The sequence below is a fragment of the Mesorhizobium sp. M0621 genome (assembly GCF_040320745.1).
Classification (GTDB): domain Bacteria; phylum Pseudomonadota; class Alphaproteobacteria; order Rhizobiales; family Rhizobiaceae; genus Mesorhizobium.
Window position 1 is genome coordinate 1 of record NZ_JAMYQF010000088.1, and the last position, 19,583, is coordinate 19,583.

At 63.3% G+C, this 19,583-nt stretch carries 20 protein-coding genes; 11 read left to right on the forward strand and 9 right to left on the reverse strand.

Translation table 11 applies throughout. From position 1 onward, the window contains the following. The first annotated feature begins 259 nt into the window (after positions 1-259). The gene (locus NKI38_RS31975) at positions 260-1,036 is read left to right on the forward strand and encodes a FadR/GntR family transcriptional regulator (protein ID WP_352635704.1); all 777 of its coding nucleotides are present in this window, start codon (positions 260-262) and stop codon (positions 1,034-1,036) included. A gap of 17 nt (positions 1,037-1,053) precedes the next feature. On the opposite strand, the gene NKI38_RS31980 is transcribed toward NKI38_RS31975, so the two are convergent. Beyond that, positions 1,054-1,344 (reverse strand): DUF3175 domain-containing protein, encoded by a 291-nt coding sequence (locus NKI38_RS31980; RefSeq protein WP_352664663.1) that lies wholly within the window; start codon positions 1,342-1,344, stop codon positions 1,054-1,056. Between the two features lie 273 nt (positions 1,345-1,617). Between NKI38_RS31980 and NKI38_RS31985 the strand changes: the two genes are divergently transcribed. The 7 genes from NKI38_RS31985 (at position 1,618) to NKI38_RS32015 (ending at position 9,595) form a co-directional block, all read left to right on the forward strand. Then, positions 1,618-2,847 carry an MFS transporter gene (locus NKI38_RS31985; protein WP_352664665.1) on the forward strand — a complete coding sequence of 410 codons (1,230 nt, stop codon included), beginning with the start codon at positions 1,618-1,620 and terminating at the stop codon, positions 2,845-2,847. Between the two features lie 153 nt (positions 2,848-3,000). Continuing rightward, a complete protein-coding gene (gntR, locus tag NKI38_RS31990) occupies positions 3,001-4,029 on the forward strand; it encodes an HTH-type transcriptional regulator GntR (RefSeq protein ID WP_352664667.1) in 1,029 nt (342 codons plus the stop codon). A gap of 304 nt (positions 4,030-4,333) precedes the next feature. After that, positions 4,334-5,461 (forward strand): sugar ABC transporter substrate-binding protein, encoded by a 1,128-nt coding sequence (locus NKI38_RS31995; RefSeq protein WP_352664669.1) that lies wholly within the window; start codon positions 4,334-4,336, stop codon positions 5,459-5,461. Positions 5,462-5,539: 78 nt separating this feature from the next. Continuing rightward, entirely contained in the window at positions 5,540-7,087 is a 1,548-nt protein-coding gene (locus NKI38_RS32000) for a sugar ABC transporter ATP-binding protein (protein WP_352664671.1), read from the forward strand. Continuing rightward, positions 7,084-8,064, forward strand: a complete 981-nt coding sequence (locus NKI38_RS32005; RefSeq protein ID WP_352664673.1) for an ABC transporter permease — start codon at positions 7,084-7,086, stop codon at positions 8,062-8,064. Before NKI38_RS32000 ends, NKI38_RS32005 begins: the two co-directional genes overlap by 4 nt. Continuing rightward, positions 8,061-9,047 carry an ABC transporter permease gene (locus NKI38_RS32010; RefSeq protein WP_352664675.1) on the forward strand — a complete coding sequence of 329 codons (987 nt, stop codon included), beginning with the start codon at positions 8,061-8,063 and terminating at the stop codon, positions 9,045-9,047. The genes NKI38_RS32005 and NKI38_RS32010 overlap by 4 nt, the downstream gene beginning before the upstream one ends. Positions 9,048-9,049: 2 nt before the next feature. Further along, entirely contained in the window at positions 9,050-9,595 is a 546-nt protein-coding gene (locus NKI38_RS32015) for a gluconokinase (protein ID WP_352635689.1), read from the forward strand. Between the two features lie 45 nt (positions 9,596-9,640). Here the strand turns inward: NKI38_RS32015 and NKI38_RS32020 are convergent, their stop codons facing one another. Together NKI38_RS32020 and NKI38_RS32025 are read right to left on the reverse strand one after the other, a co-directional pair. Then, positions 9,641-10,090 carry an RrF2 family transcriptional regulator gene (locus NKI38_RS32020; protein WP_136622569.1) on the reverse strand — a complete coding sequence of 150 codons (450 nt, stop codon included), beginning with the start codon at positions 10,088-10,090 and terminating at the stop codon, positions 9,641-9,643. Between the two features lie 257 nt (positions 10,091-10,347). Continuing rightward, positions 10,348-11,334 carry a sulfate ABC transporter substrate-binding protein gene (locus tag NKI38_RS32025; protein WP_352664677.1) on the reverse strand — a complete coding sequence of 329 codons (987 nt, stop codon included), beginning with the start codon at positions 11,332-11,334 and terminating at the stop codon, positions 10,348-10,350. A 231-nt stretch (positions 11,335-11,565) separates the two neighbouring features. Here NKI38_RS32025 and NKI38_RS32030 point away from each other — a divergent pair, with 231 nt between their 5' ends. Together NKI38_RS32030 and NKI38_RS32035 are read left to right on the forward strand one after the other, a co-directional pair. After that, a complete protein-coding gene (locus NKI38_RS32030; RefSeq protein ID WP_352664692.1) occupies positions 11,566-11,838 on the forward strand; it encodes an antitoxin in 273 nt (90 codons plus the stop codon). After that, positions 11,838-12,236: a type II toxin-antitoxin system VapC family toxin gene (locus tag NKI38_RS32035; protein WP_352664679.1), complete on the forward strand. Its 399-nt coding sequence runs from the start codon at positions 11,838-11,840 to the stop codon at positions 12,234-12,236. The genes NKI38_RS32030 and NKI38_RS32035 overlap by 1 nt, the downstream gene beginning before the upstream one ends. 14 nt (positions 12,237-12,250) lie before the next feature. Here the strand turns inward: NKI38_RS32035 and NKI38_RS32040 are convergent, their stop codons facing one another. The 6 genes from NKI38_RS32040 to pbpC all read right to left on the reverse strand — a co-directional run bounded on the left by NKI38_RS32040 (position 12,251) and on the right by pbpC (position 19,361). Beyond that, the gene (locus tag NKI38_RS32040) at positions 12,251-13,291 is read right to left on the reverse strand and encodes a sulfate/molybdate ABC transporter ATP-binding protein (RefSeq protein WP_352664681.1); all 1,041 of its coding nucleotides are present in this window, start codon (positions 13,289-13,291) and stop codon (positions 12,251-12,253) included. Between the two features lie 13 nt (positions 13,292-13,304). Further along, positions 13,305-14,189, reverse strand: coding sequence for a sulfate ABC transporter permease subunit CysW (gene cysW / locus NKI38_RS32045; protein ID WP_352664683.1), 885 nt, complete (start codon positions 14,187-14,189; stop codon positions 13,305-13,307). Next, positions 14,182-15,033, reverse strand: coding sequence for a sulfate ABC transporter permease subunit CysT (cysT, locus tag NKI38_RS32050; protein ID WP_352664685.1), 852 nt, complete (start codon positions 15,031-15,033; stop codon positions 14,182-14,184). The genes cysW and cysT overlap by 8 nt, the downstream gene beginning before the upstream one ends. A 22-nt stretch (positions 15,034-15,055) precedes the next feature. Continuing rightward, a complete protein-coding gene (locus NKI38_RS32055; protein WP_352635678.1) occupies positions 15,056-16,084 on the reverse strand; it encodes a sulfate ABC transporter substrate-binding protein in 1,029 nt (342 codons plus the stop codon). Positions 16,085-16,306: 222 nt separating this feature from the next. Then, a complete protein-coding gene (locus tag NKI38_RS32060; protein WP_352664687.1) occupies positions 16,307-17,020 on the reverse strand; it encodes a M15 family metallopeptidase in 714 nt (237 codons plus the stop codon). A 250-nt stretch (positions 17,021-17,270) separates the two neighbouring features. Next, positions 17,271-19,361 (reverse strand): penicillin-binding protein 1C, encoded by a 2,091-nt coding sequence (gene pbpC, locus NKI38_RS32065; protein ID WP_352664689.1) that lies wholly within the window; start codon positions 19,359-19,361, stop codon positions 17,271-17,273. Between pbpC and NKI38_RS32070 the strand changes: the two genes are divergently transcribed. Next, on the forward strand, positions 19,360-19,583 hold a 224-nt coding region (locus NKI38_RS32070), incomplete at its 3' end, for a hypothetical protein (protein WP_352664691.1). The genes pbpC and NKI38_RS32070 overlap by 2 nt on opposite strands.

Sequence of the window (19,583 nt, forward strand, 5' to 3'; positions counted from 1 at the left end):
CGGTCTCCCTTGTTTGAGATCTTCAACGACCTCATTCTGGCACATCACGATGCCGTCGGGGGCCGTCCACCCCAACACGTACCCAAAAGTACGCTGCGCTCCGGTTCTCGAAATCCATCATCCTCGGCTCGGCCTGACCTGAATCTCGACATGCCAATCAAGCAGCGGATCGGGGCTGATCTGTGCACAGCGGCCGGCTTTGCGGCCCAAGCCGCTTGCCGCGCTTGACAGCACCCTCAATCCAGACTTTCTGGAGCCTATGCGGGACGCGAAGCCGAACAAGGAAAAATCGTCAGCGAAATCGGCCTCCACCGAGCGTCCCGCCGGCGTTCGCCGACCTGATGCGGCGCGCATTCCAGGGTCGAGCGTCCATGCCTCTCTGGCCAGCGAGATCGGCCTCAGGATCGTGCGCGGCGACTATCCGCCCGGCACCATCCTGCCCAACGAAGCGAAATGGTCGGAGACCTTCAGCGTCAGCCGCTCGGCGGTGCGCGAGGCGATCAAGATGCTGATGGCCAAGAGCCTCTTGGCCTCGCGTCCCAAGATCGGCAGCTGGGTCGAGCCGAAGGAACGCTGGAACCTGCTCGATCGCGACGTGCTGGCCTGGTACGCGACGTCGCCGGATCGCGAAGTGTTTTTGAAGACCGTGCAGGAATTCCGCCACATCATCGAGCCGGAAGCGACCGCCTTTGCCGCCATGCGGCGCACCGAAGAACAGATGGCGGAGATCAGCCAGGCCTGCCGGGAGATGGGCGCGGCGACCAGCCTGCAGGAGCGCACCCGCGCCGACACGCGGTTTCACCTCGCCATCCTGCGCGCTTCGGGCAACGACCTTCTGGTGCCGCTCGGCGTGCTGATCGAATCCGCCTTCGATCATCTCTTTGCCTATACGACGCGGGAAATCGACGATCTCAACCACGCTCAGAAGCTGCACGAGGCGATCGAGAAGAACATTCGGCTGCAACGCCCGGACGCGGCGCGCAACGCGGTGCGCAAGTTGTTGGCCAACACCGACGGCGTCATCCGCGCCCGGTAGGGTCTATCGGGTCGCAGCTAATCGTCCTTCTCGCGCCCGAAGGCGGTGCGCAGTTCGTCCTTGGCGTCCTCAAGCACTTTTTTGCGCGCGGCGGGCAGGTTCTTGCCGGCGCGATTGATGTAGAAGTTCAGCATCGACATGGCGGACTGGAACGGCTCGGCCTTGCGCCGGTGGCTGTGTTCGGCGGATCGCTTGAGCGAGGCGGCGATCTTCTTGGCGTCGTCGGATTCGAAGACGTGATCCTCGAGATCCAGCGCGTCGCTGTGCTCGGTCACCTCGGCCGACCATTTCTTCTTGGTGGCGGTCATGGCTGGACTCCTTTGCCGGTTTGCTTGTTGGGAAACTCCGCATATTGGCATCGGTTCCTGCATTCGCCCTGGAGCGGTTTAACGGAAACGTTGAACCGCTCTACCTCTTTGTCTTGACGCAATTCCGGATGGAAAACCGCTTCACACTTTTCCTGGAATTGCTTTAGGGCCTGGAGCCACGGATTTGCCCGCTGTGGCGCTGCTGCGGCCTGAGAATGCGCCGATAGTGGCGCGAACGGCAGCCGATTGTTGAGACCGCCGACAGGAAACGCCTTGACCCGAACCGACTTGAGCCGGCCAAGTCCCGGCATCGACAGCTCCTATGCCTGGATGCGGCTTGCCATCTCGATGCTGCTGGCGACGATCGGCGCCGTCGGCATGTGGGCGGTTGTCGTCGTGCTGCCCGCCGTGCAGGCCGAATTCGGCGTCGACCGCGCCGCGGCTTCAATGCCCTACACCGCGACCATGGTCGGTTTTGCCGCCGGCAACGTGCTGATCGGCCGCGCCATCGACCGTATGGGCTACTGGATCCCGGCGCTGCTCTCTTCGATTGCGCTCTCCGCCGGCCTCCTGCTCGCGGCGCTGTCGACCTCGATCCTGCAATTCACCCTTGCTCAAGGGGTTCTGATCGGCGTCGGCACGTCCGTGATCTTCGGGCCGCTGATTGCCGACATCTCGCACTGGTTCAACCGCCGGCGCGGTGTCGCAGTGACCGCGGCGGCCGCCGGCAACTACCTTGCCGGAGCGATCTGGCCAACCATCATGCCGACACTGATGAAGGCGGAAGGCTGGCGTTTTACCTATGCGGCAATAGGCATCTTCTGCCTAGTGACCATGGGGCCGCTGGTGCTGATGCTGCGGCGCGGTGCCCCGGCGGCAGCCGCTGCCGGCTCGCCGGGAAGCCGGCTGGTGCAGCCGATCTCGCTGTCGCCGGCGGCGTTGCAGGTGCTGCTGGTCGTCGCCGGGCTCGGCTGCTGCGTGGCGATGTCGATGCCGCAGGTGCATATCGTCGCCTATTGCATGGATCTCGGCTACGGCGTTGCGCATGGCGCCGACATGCTGTCGATCATGATGGCCGGCGGCGTTGTCAGCCGGTTGGCGTCGGGCTTTCTCGCCGACCGTATCGGTGCTGTGTGGACACTGATGATCGGCTCGATGCTGCAGTGCCTGTCGCTGCTGTTCTACATCCCGTTCGACGGACTTGCCTCGCTCTATGTGGTGTCGCTGGTGTTCGGCCTGTCGCAAGGCGGCATCGTGCCTTGCTACGCCATCATCGTGCGCGACTACATGCCCGCCAAAGAGGCCGGCCAGCGCATCGGCATCGTCATGATGGCGACCATCTTCGGCATGGCGATCGGTGGCTGGATGTCGGGCTGGATCTACGACTTGACCGGTTCCTATGCGGCTGCGTTCCTCAACGGCATCGCCTGGAATTTGCTGAACATACTGGCGATCGGACTGTTGTTCTGGAAGGCACGGCGCAGCACCGCCGTGATGGCCTGAAGGTTGGCAGGATTGTTGCCGTTGCTTGACAAGGACAACAGGCTGCGCGACGCCAGAAGGCGATTGGGTGCGGCAACGCGGGGCCGGTAGGATGGCGACAATAAAAACAATCATATCGCGCCCTACGGGGTGCATTCCCGAGCGAGCGCGTCCGTGATCAAGCCGCGCTCGCGCCGTGGCGGCGGCCGCCCGACCATATCGGATGTCGCGCGCAAGGCCGGCGTCGGCGCCATCACCGTGTCGCGCGCCTTGCGCGAGCCGGAGCGCGTCTCGGAAGAATTGCGCCGCCAGATCCAGGCCGCCGTCGACGAACTCGGTTACGTCCCGGACCCGAATGCGCGGGCGCTGGCCTCGGCGCGCGCCGAAGTGTTCGGCGTGCTGGTGCCGTCGCTCACCAACAACGTCTTTGCCGAGGTGGTGCGCGGCATCTATGACAGCCTGTCGGCCAGCCCGTTCCGCATCCAGCTCGGCAACACCCATTATTCCGGCCTCGAGGAAGAGCGGCTGCTGCAGCTGTTCGGTTCGCAGCGGCCGGCAGCGCTGATCGTCGCCGGCATCGACCAGACGCCGGCCTCGCGAAAGCTGCTGGAGAGCGCCGGCTGCCCGGTGGTGCAGGTCATGGAGACCGGGCCCGATCCGGTCGACATGATGGTCGGTTTCTCACATCTCGACGGCGGCAGGACGGCGACCGAACATCTGATCGAGGCGGGCTATCGCCGCATCGGCTTCATCGGCGCGCGCATGGATCCGCGCTCGCAGAGGCGCCTTGCCGGCTATCGCGCGGCGATGGAGGCCGCCGGCCTGTTCGACCCGCGCCTTGTCACCACAACGCCGGTTCCGTCCAGCGTATCGCTCGGCCGCGAGATGTTCCGCGACGCGCTGGCCAAGGTGCCGACACTCGACGGTGTCTTCTGCAACAATGACGACATCGCGCTCGGCGTGTTGTTCGAGTGTCATCGCGCCTCGATCGCGGTGCCGAAGACGATCGGCATCGTCGGTTTCAACGACCTCGACATGATGCAGGTGGCGTTTCCGTCGATCACCAGCATCCGCACCCCTCGCTATGAGATCGGCCGGCGTGCGGTCGCCATGGCGCTGGCGGCGATCGCCGGCAACAGGCCGGAGCAACGGATCGTCGATCTCGGTTTCGAGCTCAAGCGCCGCGAGAGCACCGCCCGTTGAAACACACAGAGGCGACTGTGCGAATGCCGGTTTACATGCAAATTTGGTAGCGCTACCATCTCTGTTGGACAGGTAGATGAACAACAGGTCGTGCCTGTTTATTATACATAAGCGACAACTAAAACTTGTTTATTATGGATAATATGATAGTTTTCGCCCGCTTGGCGGTGACAAGGGAGGAACCAGGTCGGCCGTCACGGGCAACTAAACCGCGTATGCCAAGGCAAGGAGGTGCCAGGCCCATCGCGTCAAAAAACTTCGCACAGCGAAACCACAATCAGAACTGCAACTGGGAGGAATATCGATGATCAAGTCACTTGTTGGTGGCATCGTTGCCGCCACTGCATTCGTCATGTTGAGCTCGTCGGCAATTGCCGCGGGCCCTGAAGTCGTCAAGGGTCCGGCGGCGGAGCCGGATTGCTTCGCACCCTGGGCTGCGGATACGCAGTTCTTCAAGTTTCCCAAGAAGGACGGCCCATACCGCATCGCGCTCGCCAACGGCTATATCGCCAACACCTGGCGTATCCAGATGGTGCAGACCGCAAAGGCCTATGCGGCACAAAAGGACGTCGCCGCGAAGCTGAAGGAATTCAAGGTCGTCTCGACCGGTGAAGATGTTCCGGCGCAGATTTCGGCGATCAACAACTTCATCGATTCCGGCTATGACGCGATCGTCGTCAACGCGCAGAACCCGACAGCCTTCGGGCCGGTGATCAAGCGTGCCAAGGAGGCCGGCGTCGTGCTGGTTGCCTTTGACAACATTCTCGACACCAAGGACGCCATCAACGTCAACGTCGACCAGAAAGGCCTTGGCGAACTATGGGGCAAATGGTTGGTCACGCATGTGCCGAACGGCGGCAAGGTGCTCGAGGTGCGTGGCGTTGCTGGAACGTCGGTCGACACCGACCGGCACAATGGCATCCATGAGGCTCTCGACGCTTCCGGCAAGAAATGGGCAGTCACCGAGGTTGTCGGCAAGTGGGATGACGGCGTTGCGCAGAAGGCCTCGGCCGACGCGATTGCCACCAACGGTCCCTTCGACGGTGTGACCGGACAAGGTGGCGACACCGGCATCGTGCAGGCGATGATCGATGCCAAGCATCCCTTCGTGCCGTTCGGCGGCGAGACCGAGAACGGCTTTCGCAAATTCTGCGCTGCCCATGCAGGCGACGGGTTGAAATGTTCGTCAGCCGGTACCGGCCCAGCGCAGGTTGCGGTCGCCATCAAGACGGCGATCTCGGCACTTGAAGGCAATGTCGTCCCGCAATCGGTCAAGCTGCCGCTGGCGATCGTTGAGGATCCGAACTTCAAGGCAGGCGAGGATTTCTTCCCAGACCAGTCCGACAATTTCTTCGTCGGCAATTCCTTCCCGACCTGCGGCATCAATTTCACGGCGCAGGAAATCATGGGTCAGACCAAGGCTGACCAATAGGCTGCACAACGGCGCCGTGGGACCCCGCGGCGCCGACCACTCGATAGGTCTGATCGTTAAACTGCCTGGGGAGGGCCGATGGACGGTGCGGTTCCGCTCTTCCGGATGGAAGGCATATCCAAGCGCTATGGTGGCGTGCGGGCGCTGGAGAAGGCCGAGCTTTTGGTCACGCCAGGCAGAATCCACGCCATCCTTGGCGAAAATGGCGCCGGCAAATCGACGCTGATCAAGGTCATGGCGGGCGTCGTCGCGGCCGACGAAGGCCGGATGACGTTGGATGGCCGCGAGGTAACTTTCGCCTCTCCGGCTGCCGCCAACAAGGCGGGCATCGTCTGCATCTTCCAGGAGCTGTCGCTGGTTCCCGAACTCAGCGTCGCCGACAACATCGTCATTTCCGATCCACCCAAACGCTTCGGCATGATCGACCGCAAGGCGCAACGCCGCATCGCCGAGGAGGCGCTGGCGCGCGCGGGCGCGGCTGACATCCACCCTTTGGCCCTGGTCAAGGACCTGCCATTGTCGCGCCGGCAGATGGTCGAGATCGCCAAGGCATTAGCCCGCAAGCCACGCATCCTGATCCTTGACGAGGCGACGTCGGCGCTGACGGCAGCCGATGTCTCGAACATCTTCGCGGTGCTGAAGCGGCTGCGCTCGGAAGGGCTGGCGCTGCTTTACATCTCGCACCGCATGAACGAGATCGCCGAGCTTGCCGACCAATGCACGGTGTTTCGCAACGGCCGCAACGTTGCCAGCTACAAGGCCGGCTCGAAGAGCGACAATGAAGTGGTCGAGTTGATGATCGGCCGAGAATACAGCCACATCTTTCCGCCCAAGCCGGCGGCCGTACCAGCCACCGCCGCCCCCAGGCTCGAAGCCCGTAAGCTCTCCTGGGCCGACCGGCTGCACGACATCTCGCTGACTGTCAGGGCGGGCGAGGTGGTCGGGCTCGGTGGCCTCGACGGCCAGGGCCAGCGCGAGTTGCTGCTCGCCTTCTTCGGCGTGCTACGCGGCCTGTCCGGCCAGATCCTGATCGACGGCAAGCCTGTGTCGATCACCAGTCCATCCGTCGCGCGCGACGACGGCATCGGCATGGCGCTCATTCCCGAGGACCGCAAGACCGAAGGCCTGATGCTGCCGATGACGGTGCGCGAGAACCTGTCCTTCGCCGCGCTCGACCGGCTGTCGAAAACCGGCATCATCGACCGTGCCGCCGAACAGCGGCTGATCGACGACATGGTCGGCCTTTTGGCGATCAAGACGGCGGGCCTCGACATTCCGGTCGGCGCGCTTTCGGGCGGCAACCAGCAGAAGGTGGTCATCGCCAAATGGCTGATGCGCCAGCCGCGCATCATCCTGCTCAACGATCCGACGCGCGGCATCGACGTCGGCACCAAGCAGGAGCTGTATCAGCTGATGCGCAAGCTGGCCGACGCGGGTGCGGCGATCCTGTTCTACTCGACCGATTATGACGAGCTGATCGGCTGCTGCGACCGCGTGCTCGTGCTCTATGACGGGGCGGTCAAGCGCGAACTGGTCGGCGCCGAGATCACCGAACGGGCGCTGATATCAAGCGCGCTCAACATCCATGGCGAGGAGAGCCCGGTGGGCCTGGGAGCGGACGCGTGAAAGATTGGCGCTACTGGCTGGCCGAACAGCGCGGAACGCTGCTGGCGTTCGGCATTTTCATCGTCATGTTCGTCATCTACACCTCGAACCATCCGGCCGGCTTCACCGCCAACGTCGTGCAGACAGCCTCGAACAAAGGCGTGCTGCTCGCCTTTGTGGCGATGGCCCAGACGCTGGTGGTAATCACCGCCGGCATCGACCTCTCCATCGGCATGATCTTCCTGCTCACCAATTGCCTCGCCTCCTGGCTGGTGGTGGGCACGCCGATGCAGACGACGCTGGGCGTCATCGCCGTGCTGGCGGTGGGCCTTTTATGCGGCGCCATCAACGGCGCCATCGTCATCTATGGGCGGCTGCAGCCGATCGTTGCCACGATTGCCACAGGGGCCGTCTATTACGGCATCGGCCTGTTGCTGCGGCCATTTCCGGGCGGTTCGGTCAATGAGGATCTGGCTGATGCGCTGACCGGCCGCGTGTTTGGCGTGGTCCCGGCGAGCCTTGTCGTGCTGTTCGTCATCGTGCTGGTGATCTGGGTGCCGTTCAGCCGATCGGTGCTCGGCCGTGCCGCTTACGCGGCGGGGTCGTCGGAGACGGCGGCCTATATGTCAGGCGTGCCGATCCGGCGCGGCAAATTCGCCGCCTACACGCTGGCCGGGCTGCTGGCCGCGATCGGCGGCCTGTTCCTGACCTTCTTCACCTATACGGGCGAGGCGGCCTATGCCAGCGGCAACGCCTACACGCTGTTTTCGATCGCCGCCGTGGTGCTCGGCGGCGTCTCGCTGTTCGGCGGCAAGGGCAGCGCCATCGGCGCGATCTTCGGCGCGCTGGCCTTCCGCACCATTGGCGACCTTCTGTTCGTCTTCGATTTCGATCCGCTCTGGCAGCCGCTGTTCCAGGGCGTTATCCTGCTGGTCGCCGTCAGCCTCGGCGCCTTCGCCCTGTTTCGGGTCCGCAACCGGCTGGAGTGGTTCCTGTGAGCGAAACGACGCTTGGCGGCATTGCCGGCCGCATGCCCCGATTCATCCGCCGCGCCGATCCGGCGGTGCTGACGGCCTTTGCCTGCATCGTGCTGTTGCTGTTCCTCGGCAGCCTCTATTCCAGAAGCTTCCTGTCGCCTGAATATCTCTTGCAGCAGCTCAAAGTGGCTTCGTTCCTCGGCGTCATCGCCACCGGCATGATGCTGGTCATCCTGCTTGGCCAGATCGACCTGTCGGTGCCGTGGGCGGTGGCGGCGGGCGCGATGATGGCCTGCGCGGCGGCGGCCTATGGTCCGGTCGGCGTGGCGCTGGCCATTCCGTTCGGCATCGTCTGCGGCATGCTGATCGGCTTCGTCAACGGCATCGGCGTCGCCTATCTGCGCATCCCCTCGATGATCATCACGCTGGCCACCAACGCCGTCGCGCAGGGTCTGATGGTCGTCTACACCGGCGGCTTCTCACCACAGGATTCGGCGACGGGCGCGATGCGCTACCTGGCGACAGGTTTCACCATTCCGGGCGTGCCCAACGCGGTCATCATCTGGGCGCTGATCGGGGCTGCGATGGTCTTCGTGCTGACCCGCACCAGCTTCGGCCGCACCGTTTACGGCATCGGTAACCGCGAGCGCGCGGCCTATCTCTCCGGCATCGACACACGGCGCGTCGTGATGATCGCCTTCGCCGTCTCCGGCGGTCTTTCGGCCTTCGGTGGCGTGCTATTGGCCGGCTATGCCTCCAAGGCGGCGCAGTCGATGGGTGACGCCTATTTGCTTCCGTCGATCGCCGCTGTGGTGCTTGGCGGCACCTCGATCCTGGGCGGGCGGGGCTCCTATCTCGGCACCGTCGCCGGCGTCATCCTGATCACGCTGCTGCAATCCATCCTGTCGGTCATGCAGATGCCGGAAGCGGGGCGGCAGATTATCTACGGCGTCGTCATCGTCGCCATGCTGCTGCTCTACGGCCGCGCGCCGGCAAGCCGCTGACAGTGGACGAAAAAGCAGCACAGGCGCCGACGGGCGCTCCCGGCTCAGTGCCGGTCATCGTGGTGATGGGCGTCGCCGGCTGCGGCAAGTCGGCCGTCGGCACGGCGCTGGCGGCCGAATTGGGCGTAATCTTCATTGAGGGCGACAGACTGCACCCGCCGGAAAATGTCGCGCGCATGGCAAGCGGCGAGCCGCTCACCGATCAATTGCGCGAAGGCTGGCTCGACGCGATCGGCGAACGCATCGCTGAGTCCGTGGACAGCGGACAGGGCGTGGTTGCCGCCTGCTCGGCGCTGAAGCGCAGCTACCGCGCGCGCTTGAGCGGCTTCTGCCCGCGGATCGTCTTCCTCTATCTGGAGATCGACCCTGCCACGGCCATGCAGCGTGTCGGCAACCGCAAGGGCCATTTCATGCCGGCGAGCCTTGTCGACAGCCAGTTCGCCATCCTCGAGCCGCCGGCAGCGAACGAGCGGGCATTAACGCTCGATGCGACGCGCCCGGTCAGCGAACTCGTCGCTGCCGCCGTCCACTGGATACGCAGGTCATGAGCCTTCGCACCTGCGATCTGCAAACGCGGTGCATTTGGCATTGATTTAAATCTGCGACGTCAGCTCGACCGGGAAATCGTCATTGTCGGCATCGCGCATGGCGGCGAGGCTGCGATTGTCCAGCACTTCGGCGATCGCCTGCCGCACTTCCAGCATCATGTGCCGGACCTGGCAGGTCGCCTCATCGCAGTCGTCACAGCGCTGATACTGCGTGCGGCTGGCGCAGGGAATCGGCGCCAGCGGCCCGTCAAGCACGCGCACGACATGGCCGATCTTGATTTCGGAGGCCGGCCGGGCGAGGCGATAGCCGCCTTCCTTGCCCTTGCGGCTCTGGACGAAGCCTGCATTGCGCAACTCGCCCAGGATGGCATCGAGGAATTTCTTCGGGATGTTGTTGGCCACCGCGATGTCGTTGACGAAGGCCAGTTGGCCCACCGGCAGGCCGGACAGATGCACGAGGGCCTTGAGGCCGTATTTGCCTTTTTTTGTCAGCATGCCCAGATCAACCCATTGAAGCCCCAACCACTCGCATCTGGCGACTGTTTGTGTGCAAATAATGACGTTTTCGTCGCGCGATGATATTTCGCGAAAACAAGCCGCCGAATGTCACCTTAGGCACAAACGCGTTGATTCTTTGTAACGTTTTGCCCGGATGATGCCGATATTCTGCGGAAAACCGGGTTGCCGGCGCACAGAACGAAAAAAGCCGGCAAGGCGCCGGCATTTCTCGTTTACTCGGGATGTGGCTGTCGTCAGCGGCTGCCATAGGTCTGATCGAGCAGGCCGCCGGCGGCGAAATGCTCCTTCTGCACCTTGTCCCAGCCGCCAAAAACATCTTCGACGGTCAGCAGGCGGACATCGGGAAACTGGGCTTTGTATTTGGCCTCTACTGCTGCATCGCGGACCCGGGTGCCGTTCTGGGCGAGGATGTCCTGGCCCTCCGGCGTGTAGAGGAAGTCGAGATAGGTCTTTGCCAGCTCGCGCGTGCCATGCTCGTCGGCGACCTTGTCGACGATCGCGACCGGGAATTCGGCCAGCAGGCTGACCGAAGGCGTGACCTGCTCGAATTTGTCGTCGCCATACTCCTTGCGGATGCCGCGCGTCTCGGACTCGAAGGTGATCAGCACGTCGCCGATCTCGCGCTGCACGAAGGTGGTGGTCGCGGCGCGGCCGCCGGTGTCGAAGATCGGCACGTTGTTGAACAGCTTGGTAATGAACTCCTTCACCTTGGCGTCGTCGCCCTTGAATGCTTCCTTGGCATAGGCGGTAGCCGCCAGATAGGTATAGCGCGCATTGCCGGAGGTTTTCGGGTTGGGGAAGATCACCTGCACGTCGTCGCGCACGAGATCGTTCCAGTCCTTGATGTGCTTGGGATTGCCGGCGCGTACCAGGAAGGACGGCAGCGAATAGAAGGGGGAGGCGTTGTCGGGGAAATCCTTCTGCCAGTCGGCCGAGACAAGGCCCTTCTTGACCAGGAAGTCTATGTCGGTGACCTGGTTGAAGGTAACGACATCGGCGCCAAGGCCCTCGGCGATGGCGCGCGCCTGTGCCGAAGTGCCGGCATGCGACTGGTCGACGGTGACGCCCGGATGTTGCGCGGTGAAGGCCTTGTTGACCTGCACGAACAATTCGCGGCCGACATCATAGGACGCGTTGAGCAGTTTGTCGGCCGACCAGGCCTGGGAGGATGCGAGGAACAGGCCGGCGACGGTGGCGACGCCAAGGAAAAATCGCTTCATGAAAAAAGGCTCCGATGCAATGGGTTATGCTGGACCATAGCCGTGGCGCATCATGCGCGACGAGGCACGCACCGTAGCTTCACGGCCTTGCCGCGAGAAAAGATATCGCTGAAATGGGCAGTTATTGGGATTCTGTTCCAACAGACGGCTGTCGTCGTCGGAGTTTTTCTGTGCCTTGTACCGCAGCGTCGTATGGCATATACAAATGGCATATACAATGGAGTCGCGACCATGCCCCAGAATCGGCATTCGCCAACACCGCCGAAGGAGGCGAAGCTGTTTCGCAACAACCGCAGCCAGGCGGTGCGCATTCCCGTCGAGTTCGAGCTTCCGGGTGATAAGGTCCTGATCAGCCGTGAAGGCGACCGCCTTGTCATCGAGCCGGTTCGCAAACCCGGCCTCACCGCGCTGCTCGCTCAATGGGCGAAAGAGCCGCCGCTCGGTCCTGAGGACGACTTCCCCGAGATCGACGACGCGCCGATCAAATCCGAGGAAATTTTCTGATGCGGTTCATGCTGGACACGAACATCATCAGCGACATGATCCGAAACCCCGCTGGCAAGGCCGCAAGTGCAATGGCGCGCGCGGGAGATGCCGCCGTGTGCACCAGCATCGTAGTCGCCGCGGAATTGCGATATGGCTGCGCCAGGAAAGGGTCGGCCAAGCTGCTGAGGAAAGTCGAGGAACTGCTGGCCGAAATCCCAGTCCTGCCGCTCGACGTACCGGTGGATGCCGAATATGGCGCCCTTCGCGCCGAGTTGGAAGGCGCTGGCCAGACCATTGGCCACAATGACCTTTTTATTGCTGCCCACGCTTGCGCACTGGGCACTACGCTGGTGACCGCCAATACGGGAGAGTTCAACCGGATCAAAGACTTGAAGATCGAGAACTGGCTGGAATAGCGCTCGACAGAGTATCAAGCCGGCGGAAACAGCTTCCAGCGTCCGGGACGGAACGCCACCCGGCTTTTCTGTGCCGCCGGGTGATCGACCGGCAATTCGATTTCGACCCGCTGGCGCTCGCCGCCGATCTCGAGTTCCACCCGGCGCGTGCCGGCGACACGCCGGCTGGCGGCGACCGTGCCGGCGATGCAGCCGCTGCAGCCGTCCAGCAATTCGACATCGTGGGGGCGGAAGTAAAGCGTTGCATCGCCCGAGGGCTCGTTGGGCGCGGCAAGTCCGATCGGACGGTCAGCAAGCCAGATCTCGCCATTCTCGACCTTGACGGGGAGCGAGCTCGATTCACCGATGAAGCCGTAGACGAAGGGCGAGTTCGGCGTGTCGTAGATGTCGTCGGCGGTGCCGACCTGCTCGATGCGGCCCTGGCTCATCACCACAACGCGGTCGGCAAGTTCCAGCGCCTCTTCCTGGTCGTGGGTGACGAAGACGGTTGTGTGACCGGTGGCGTCATGGATTTCGCGCAGCCAGCGGCGCAGCTCCCGGCGCACCTGCGCATCGAGAGCGCCGAACGGCTCATCGAGCAGCAGCACCTTGGGTTCGATAGCCATTGCGCGCGCCAGCGCCACACGCTGCCGCTGGCCGCCGGAAAGCTGTGCCGGATATCGCTTCTCGAGACCGGAGAGCTGGACGAGATCGAGAAGCTCGGAGGCGCGGCGGCGGATCTCCTGCGCCGGAGGGCGCGACGGCCCGTGCCGGACCTTCAGACCGAAGCCGATATTGTCGGCCACCGTCATGTGCCGGAACAGCGCATAGTGCTGAAAGACGAAGCCGACATTGCGCTCCTGGATTGACTTCTGCGAGGCGTCTTCGTCGCCGAAGAAGATATTTCCCCGCGTCGGCAGCTCCAGTCCCGCGATCAGCCTGAGCAGCGTCGTCTTCCCGGACCCGGACGGGCCCAGCAACGCGATCAGCTCGCCCGACTTGATGTCGAGCGACACGTCGTGAAGCGCCGGAAACCGGTCAAATTCCTTGCGCACGTTGGCAACGCGAACTTCCATGCAAACCCCTCTGTCAGTGTCCGCGCGTCGCGGCGATCTCGGCGCCGTAGCGCATCTCGAGCAGTGTTTTCAAGACCAGCGTGACGAGCGCCAGGCCCGCAAGCAATGAAGCGACGGCAAAGGCGCCGACGGCGTTGTACTCGTTATAGAGGATTTCGACATGCAGCGGCATGGTGTTGGTCAGGCCGCGTATATGGCCCGACACCACGGAGACCGCGCCGAACTCGCCCATGGCACGCGCATTGCACAGGAGCACGCCGTAGAGCAGCCCCCATTTGACGTTGGGCAAGGTCACATACCAGAAGGTTTGCCAGCCATTGGCGCCAAGCGAAAGGGCTGCCTCCTCGTCGCCATTGCCCTGTTCCTGCATCAGCGGGATCAGCTCGCGGGCGACGAAGGGGAAGGTGACGAAGACGGTGGCCAGCACGATGCCGGGCACGGCAAACAGGATGACGATGCCATGCGCCTTCAGCCATGTGCCGAGCAGCCCCTGGGCGCCGAACAGAAGCACATAGACCAGGCCTGAAATGACCGGCGAGACCGAGAAGGGCAGGTCGATCAGCGTGGTCAGGAAGGCCTTGCCCTTGAACTCGAACTTGGCGATTGCCCAGGCGGCGGAGATGCCGAAGACGATGTTGAGCGGCACCGAGATCGCCGCCACCAGCAGCGTCAGCCGGATCGCCGAGCGCGTGTCTGCGTCACTCAGCGATTGCGTATAGGCACTGACGCCTTTTGCCAGCGCCTCGTGGAAGACGATGATCAGCGGCAGGAGCAGAAAGATGCCAAGGAAAGCGAAGACGATGGCCATCAGGACGGCTTGCGCCGGCCGGCTCTCGGTCACCGCCGCCGAGCGGCTCTCATGATGCGGTTCGTAGGATTTGATCTCGGGATCAGCCATAGCGCTTGCGGCTCCATGTCTGCACGAGATTGACGATCAAAAGCATCAGGAACGACAAAAACAGCATGACCGCCGCGATCGCGGTCGCTGCCGGATAATTGTATTCCTCCAGCCGGATGACGATCAGAAGCGGCGCGATCTCGGACTTGTAAGGCAAATTGCCGGCGATGAAGATGACCGAGCCGTATTCGCCGACGCCGCGCGCGAAAGCCAGCGAAAAGCCGGTGATGATGGCCGGCGCCAGGCCCGGAAACAGGATGCGGGTGATGATCTGGAAGCGGCTGGCGCCAAGCGTGGCGGCGGCTTCCTCCACCTCCTTGTCGATCTCCTCCATGATCGGCTGCACGGTGCGCACGACAAAGGGCAGGCCGATGAAGATCAGCGCGATGACGATGCCGAGCGGCGTATAGGCGACCTTGATGCCAAGCGGCATCAGCAATTTGCCGATCCAGCCGTTAGGCGCGTAGAGCGTGGTCAGCGCGATGCCGGCCACCGCCGTCGGCAGCGCGAAGGGCAGGTCGACCATGGCATCGACGATGCGGCGGCCGGGAAAGCGGTAGCGCACCAGCACCCAGGCGACGAGCGTGCCGAAGACAACGTTGACGCCAGCCGCGATGAAGGCGGTGCCGAAGCTGATTTCAAGCGCGTTGATGGTGCGACGGTCAGTGGCTATCGCCCAGAACTCGGGCCAGCCAAGGGCGGCCGAGCGCCAGATCAGCCCGGACAGCGGGATGAGGATGATGAGGGTGAGGTAGGCAAGCGAGAAGCCGAGCGTCAATCCGAAACCCGGAATGACACTCGGCTGTCTGAACCGCCACCCCGCCTGCGCGGGTGCTGTGGTCATATCGTCCTGATCTAGATTTAGCTCATTGGGCCGGCTTGTAGATCTGGTCGAATATACCACCATCGCCGAAATGATAAGGCTGTGCCTTCTTCCAACCGCCAAAAAGCGGATCGTCGATGGAGATCAGCTTGATTTCAGGTGTCTTGGGCAGATCCGCCGGAGCCACAAGTTCGGGCTTGGCCGGACGATAGTGGTTCTTGGCGATGATCGTCTGCGCTTCCTTGGAATAGAGCCAGCCCAGATAGGCCTCGGCGACCTTGCGCGTGCCCTTGGCGTCGACATTGGCGTCGACAATCGCCACCGGCGGCTCGGCCAGGATCGATGTCGGCGGGTAGACGATGTCGAAATTGTCGGCGCCGAATTCGTCGAGTGCCAGATAGGCATCGTTTTCCCAGCCGATCAGCACATCGCCGATGCCCTTTTGCGCGAAGGTCACGGTCGAGCCACGCGCGCCGGTGTCGAGCACCGGGGCATTGGCGTAGAGCTTGCCGACGAATTCCTTGTTCTTGGCCTCGTCGCCGCCGTCATTGGCGTTGGCGTAAGCCCAGGCGGCGAGGTAGTTCCAGCGTGCACCGCCGGAGGTCTTGGGATTGGGCGTGATCACCTGGACGCCGTCCTTGACGAGGTCGCTCCAGTCGTGGATGCCCTTGGGATTGCCCTTGCGGACAAGGAAGATGATGGTCGAGGTGTAAGGTGCTGAATTGTTTTCGAATTTCTTGCGCCAGTCGGGATTGATCTTCTTCGACTTCGAGACGATCGCATTGATGTCGCCTTCGAGTGCCAGCGTCACCACATCGGCATCGAGGCCGTCGATCACAGCGCGGGCCTGGGCGCCAGATCCGCCATGCGACTGCTGGACGGTGACCGTCTCGCCGGTCTCGGCCTTCCAATGGGCGACGAAAGCTTCGTCATAGGCCCTGTAGAGCTCCCGTGTCGGATCGTACGACACGTTGAGGATGGTGGTATCGGCAAACGCGAAACCGAGCGTGCCGAACTGGACAGATGTGGCGACCAGTGCGCCGAGCAGTTTCCTGAAATGAGGTTTGGTCATTTCTGCCTCCGTTGAACCCACGTCAAATCTACCGAATTGATAGAAATTAGATGCAATCAATGTTGCCTTTTTTGCCCCCTTGGAGAAAATATTAGACGATCTTTCGTCGTATGGAGAAATATTTTCCTCCTGCCTCTCCGGGACGAATCCGTGCCGGCCACCCCAGCCTATTTAGAAATGAGCAGTGCGGAGGCAAGGCCGTGTGGAATTTAGTCCGGCGCCTCAATCGGCGGTGACGGGAAAGTCGAAACGCTCCTTGGCGAACGGTTCGTTCGCCAGCGTGAAATGCCACCATTCGCGTGCATAGTTCTTGAAACCGCCGGTGCGCATGGCCTCGACAAGCATCTTGCGGATTGCCGCCGCTTCACCCGCGAGGCCGCGGTGGGTGGTTTCGCTCAACGGGTCGAAGCAGTCGAAGCCAGTGCCGAAATCGAGCGTGTCGGCATCAACGTCGCCGCAGGTCGGGTTCGGCGCGGATGGAGCGTCAACGCGCGCGATGGCGATATCGACCGTCGAGCCACGCGAATGGCTGGACAGTTCACCGACATAGCCCTTGGCGACGAGGTCGCCCCGCCTGACCTTCGGATACCATTGCGGATCGGGCGGCCCGCCTTGTCTCGTCCATTCGCCCATGTCGGCGACGGCGCGGGCAGGGCGGTAGCAATCGAACACGACCAGCGTCAGGCTTTTGGCGACGATCGCCTTCTGGACGGCGGCAAGGGCTTCCGCCGCTTGTCTGGTGAGAATGCAGACCGGCGCTTCATAGCCATCGGCCTTGCGATGCAGGAAGTTTTCGACGCCGGCATAGCGGATGTCCTGGCGGATCGAGGGGTCGATATCGGCGAGCCGGACAAAGCCGGCGGGCAGGGCGTCGGCGAAAGCGGGTAGAGGGATTGCGGCGACAAGGATTATTGTTGCCAGTGCTGAGGCTAACAACGGTCGAGGATTGCGCGAGGCACCCCCCTCTGCCCTGCCGGGCATCTCCCCCGCATGGGGGGAGATCGGCAGGTTTGCCGTTGCGTATTGTCTTTGACAGTTGGCGAAAGCGGAAAGGAAATCCGATCTCCCTCCTTGCGGGGGAGATGGCCGGCAGGCCAGAGGGGGGTGCCTCGGAACAGGCATGGGTGAATATCCTGCTATCTGCCGAGCGCCCGGAAAGCCAATTCGATGAATCGCTTGGCTCGGTCTATTCGACGAACACCTTCACACTCGCCGCACGCCCCGCGGCGTCGATTACCGTCAGCGTCGAATAGCCGGCGCCATCGGGTTGCCAGGTCGCGGTGCGGCGACGGTCGATGCCGGTGAGCGGCTTGCCGTTGGCCAGCCAGCGGAACGGCGCGCGGCCGCCTTGCAGCTTCAGCACCAGCGGCGAGGCATCGACTGAATTGGTGCCGAGATCGACGCGGGCGCCGTCGGGCGGGAATATGATGGTCGGTGCGGGTTCGGTCACTGTCGCCTGCACCAGGCCGTCCGACCCGGCGCCGAAGCGGGCGAGGGTCACCGGCAAATCCTCGCGCCTGGGGTTGAACACGCCGGGCGGCTTGCCCGGCAATGGGACGGTGGCGAGACCCGAGCGCACAAAACCCTCGAAGAGGATGGGAGCGGCCGAGACATAGCCGGACAGGCCCGGCACCGCGCCGGCGTCCGGGCGGCCGACCCAGACGCCCAGGACATAGCGGCCGTCGAAGCCGACCGACCACGCGTCGCGGTAGCCGTAGGAGGTGCCGGTCTTGTAGGCGATGCCGCGCTGCAACGCCCCTTCGGGCGGCTTGACGCCCGACAGGATGTCGATGATCTGCCAGTTGGCCTGACCATCGAGGATGGTGGCGGTGGTGCGCTCTGCATTGGCAGACTCGGTACCGTCATGCAGCGTGTGCGTCTTGCCGCCATTGGCGAGCCCTGTGTAGAGCTGGACGAGGTCGCGCAACGTTATCCCGACGCCGCCAAGGCCGATGGCCAGGCCCGGCGCCTCGTTGACCGGCAGCACGGGGCTTACGCCGGCCTGACGAAAGCGCGCCATCAGCCGCGTTGGCCCGACGGCGTCGAGCACGCGGATCGCCGGCACATTGAGCGACAGTTGCAGCGCCTGGCGGATGCTGACATCGCCCTGATAGCCCATATCGAAATTCTTCGGCCGATAGCCGGAGAAATCGACGGGGCTGTCGTCGATCAGCGTCTCCTGCGCCACCAGTCCCTGTTCGAAGGCAAGACCGTAGATGAACGGCTTCAGCGTCGAGCCGGGTGAGCGAACGATCTTGGTCATGTCGATCCAGCCGGAGCGGCTGGCGTCGAAGAAATTGGCCGAGCCGACTTCACCGAGGATATCGCCGGTGCGGGAGTCCGCCAGCACCATGGCGACCGACAGGCGAGGTCCAAGCTTGGTGGCCGCGTCCCGCGCCACCTGCTCCAGCCCTTCCTGGACGCTCTTGCGGATCGTCAGCTGCAAGGGCTGGCCGGGAACCGCCTTGGGCAGCATCGTATAGGCGGCGTGTGCGGCGAGCGTCGGCAAGGTGCGGCGCAGGCCCGCCACATCGTCGAGGGCGGCACGTGCGGCCTCGCGTTCGCCGAGCAGGCCGGAGGAGACCATGCGGGTCAGCACCCGGTCGCGTGCGGCGTGGGCAATCTTCAGGTTGCGGTCGGGCCGCCGCTTTTCCGGCAGCTGCGGCAGGGCGACGAGCAGGGCGGATTCCGACACGGTAAGCCGCTTCGGCTCCTTGCCGAAATAGGCGAGGGACGCGGCGCGCACGCCTTCCAGATTGCCGCCATAAGGCGCCAGCGTCAGGTAGCGCTCGAGGATCTCGCGCTTGGACAGCCGCCGCTCGATTTGGATGGCGCGCAGCATCTGCTTGATCTTGGAGCCGAGGCTGCGGCTTTCGCGCGGCTCGATCAGCCGGGCAAGCTGCATCGACAGGGTCGAGCCGCCGGAGACGATGTGGCCGCTGGTGGCGAACTGGCCGGCAGCACGGGCCAGCGCCAGCACGTCGACACCCTCATGGTCCCAGAAACGCTTGTCCTCGTAGGTCACCAGCATGTCGACGAATTGCTTGTCGACCTGGTCGAGCCGGGTTTCGAGCCGCCAGTAGCCGTCCGGCGTGGCGAAGGCGCGCAACAGCTGGCCATCGCGATCCTGGACTTCGGTGGAGACCGTGAGTTCGGCAGGCAGCGGTGGCGGGAAGGCGCGGTCGAGTTCCCGGAGGGAAGCTGCGGAGAGAACGAGAATGCCAATGCAAGAAGCTGCGGCAATGACGGCGCGGCGAAGGTGTTTTCTTGAAAGCATGGCGCCGCCCCTCATTGCCCTGCCGGGCATTTCTCCCCGTATAGCGACGGGGAGAAAGAGGCCTGCATTGAGGATTTCGCCAATTTCCAAAGTTGCAGAACAGGTGCCGACGATCGCGACAGTGCCCTTCTCCCCGTCACTATACCTATCGGATTCACACATTTCGCAGTCCGAGGTTGGCGCCGTATTTGATGGCGTGGAATTCGGCGAGGCCGATGCGCA